We start from the raw sequence: 2675 nt of genomic DNA on the forward strand, positions 1-2675 counted from the left end.
CGGCGACCCCGCCACGGTCATCCTCGACGAACCGGTCAACGGCCTCGACCCCGAGGGCGTCCTGTGGGTCCGCACCCTCCTCAAGTCCCTGGCCGCCGAGGGCCGTACGGTCCTCGTCTCCTCGCACCTCATGAGCGAGATGGCGCTGACCGCCGACCACCTCGTCATCATCGGCCGCGGCAGGCTCCTCGCCGACACCACCGTCGAACGCTTCGTACGCGACTCCGGCACCGGCTCCGTGAAGGTCGTCACCCCCGAGGCCGGCCTCCTCACCGAACTGCTCGCCGCCCCCGGTGTCCACATCACCGGCAGCGTCCCCGGCGCCCTCGAAGTACGCGGCACCGACGCCGAACACATCGGCCGCACCGCCGCCGCCCACAAGATCCCCCTCTTCGAACTCACCCCGCACGCGGCGTCGTTGGAGCAGGCCTTCATGGACCTCACCCGCGACTCCGTCGAATACGCCGCCTCTACGACCGCCCCCGCCGCCTCTCAGCAGGAAGGAGCCGCCGCATGAGCACCCCGGCCACCACCACGTACCGCCTGAGCACCAAGGGCATCCTGCGCTCCGAGTGGCACAAACTCCGCACGCTCCGCTCCACCTGGATCACCCTGTTCACCGCCACCGCCCTGGTCATCGCCGTCGGCGCCACGATGGGCTCCACCTACGACGGCGACGACTCCGAGGTCGACACGATCGTCTTCACCCTCCTCGGCACCCAGCTCTCCCAGATCTGCCTCGCCGTCCTCGGCATCCTCGTCACCGCCGGGGAGTACTCGACGGGCATGATCCGGGCCTCCGTCACCGCCGTGCCGCGCCGCCTGCCCGTCCTGTGGTCCAAGGCCGCGATCTTCACGGCGGTCGCCTTCGCGGTGTCCTGGACGACCAACGTCGTCACCTTCCTCACCGCCCAGATCTGGCTCTCCGGCACCGACAAGGAACTCTCCCTCACCGACGACGGCGTCCTCGGCGCCCTCACCGGCAGCGCGGCGTCGCTCACCCTGCTCAGCCTCATCGCCCTCGGCCTCGGCGCCCTGCTGCGCTCGGTACCCGGTGCCATCGGCGCGTTCGTCGGCTCCGTGCTGATCCTGCCGGAGGTCCTCGGCATGCTGCCGTTCAGCGCCGTGGAGAGCGCCATCAGGCACTTCCCCGTCCAGGCCGCGAGCTCACTCGGCTCGCTGACCCGCGTGGAGGACACCATCGCCCCCGGCACGGCCCTCGTCACCCTCACCCTCTGGACGGCGGCGATCATCGCCGCGGCATCGGTCCTGCTCAAGCGACGGGACGTATGACCGAGCGGCCCCACGCCGGGAGTTCGCTGTACGAGGATGAGGCCGTGACCGAGCCGCACCCCCTCACGCAGTTCCTCCAGCGCTGGACCCAGCGGGTACGCGCCTTCGACAGGCGCCGCCCGCTCGTCTGGGACCTGCTGCTCACCGGGTTCTTCGTCGGCGCGGCACTCGTCGACGCGAACGGCGGCTGGCGCAACACCGCGCCCAACACGCACGTCGCCGGCTGGCAGGTCTTCCTGATGAGCCTCGGCCTGTCGGTCCCCCTGTTCTGGCGCCGACGCCACCCCATGGCCGTCCTCGCGACGATGGTGGCGACGAATCTGCTGAGCAGCTGGACGGGCGCCATGCTCCAGGCCGCCCTCATCCAGATGATCGTCCTGTTCGACATCGCGATGCGGCTGCCCCTGCGGACCCTCGGCCGGGCGGGCCTCCTCATGACGGCGCCGCTCGTCGTCGGCGCCGTCCGCTTCCCGCGCGACTCCTGGGACCAGCAGATCCTCCCGAACGTATGGGCGTACGCGCTCGTGGCCCTCTTCGGCATCGCGGTGCGCTCCCGGCAGGACTACACCGCCGCCCTCGTCGAACGCGCGCGCAGGCTGGAGATCGAGCGCGACCAGCAGGCCCAGCTCGCCGCGGCCGCCGAGCGCACCCGCATCGCCCGCGAGATGCACGACATCATCGGCCACAACCTCTCCGTCATCACGGGCCTCGCGGACGGCGGTTCGTACGCCGCCGCCAAGTCCCCGGAGCGCGCCGCCCAGGCCCTCGAAGCCATCGGCACCACCAGCCGCCAGGCACTCTCCGAACTCCGCCGCCTCCTGGACGTCCTGCGCGACGACGCCCCCGCCACCGCCGAACGCTCCCCCCAGCCCGCCCTCACCGACCTGGACCAACTCATCGACGGCGTACGGGCGGCGGGCCTTCCGGTACGCAGCACCGTCAGCGGCCGCCCCGACTCCATCCCCGCCGGCCGCCAGCTCACCGTCTACCGCGTCGTCCAGGAAGCGCTCACCAACACCCTCAAGCACGGCGGCCCCACCGCCACCGCCACCGTCGCCGTCTCGTACACCGACCACGGCGTCACGGTCGAGGTCACGGACACCGGCACGGGCGGCAGCGGCGGCGCACCCGGCCCCGGAAACGGCGACGGAAACGACCGCGGAAACGGCCGTGGAAACGACCGTGGAAACGGCCGTGGCCTGACCGGCATGCGCGAGCGAACTTCCCTGTACGACGGCACACTTGAGGCAGGCCCGCTCCCCGGACCGCCGGGCGGCTGGCGGGTCCACCTCCATCTCCCGAAGGACAGCGAGACACCGTGACGACCGTGCTCATCGCCGATGACCAGCCCATGCAGCGTTTCGGTTTCCGCATGCTCCTGG

General features: G+C 71.4%; 2 protein-coding genes and 1 pseudogene. All 3 read left to right on the forward strand.

Annotation, left to right across the window (positions count from 1 at the left end; genetic code table 11):
* Positions 1–517, forward strand: a pseudogene (locus RIF68_RS33670) (ABC transporter ATP-binding protein); the annotation flags it as partial.
* Positions 514–1293 carry an ABC transporter permease gene (locus tag RIF68_RS33675; protein ID WP_309055268.1) on the forward strand — a complete coding sequence of 260 codons (780 nt, stop codon included), beginning with the start codon at positions 514–516 and terminating at the stop codon, positions 1291–1293. The pseudogene RIF68_RS33670 and the gene RIF68_RS33675, both read left to right, overlap by 4 nt.
* Positions 1290–2615, forward strand: coding sequence for a sensor histidine kinase (locus RIF68_RS33680; RefSeq protein ID WP_375165778.1), 1326 nt, complete (start codon positions 1290–1292; stop codon positions 2613–2615). Before RIF68_RS33675 ends, RIF68_RS33680 begins: the two co-directional genes overlap by 4 nt.
* The last annotated feature ends 60 nt before the right edge of the window (positions 2616–2675 follow it).

The sequence above is a fragment of the Streptomyces sp. genome (assembly GCF_031178505.1).
Classification (GTDB): Bacteria; Actinomycetota; Actinomycetes; order Streptomycetales; family Streptomycetaceae; genus Streptomyces; species Streptomyces gulbargensis.

What these genes read in the sequence shown, in the direction of transcription:
- RIF68_RS33675 (WP_309055268.1), top strand. Translation starts at nt 514, where the DNA reads ATGAGCACCCCGGCCACCACCACGTACCGCCTGAGCACCAAGGGCATC.
- RIF68_RS33680 (WP_375165778.1), top strand. Translation starts at nt 1,290, where the DNA reads ATGACCGAGCGGCCCCACGCCGGGAGTTCGCTGTACGAGGATGAGGCC.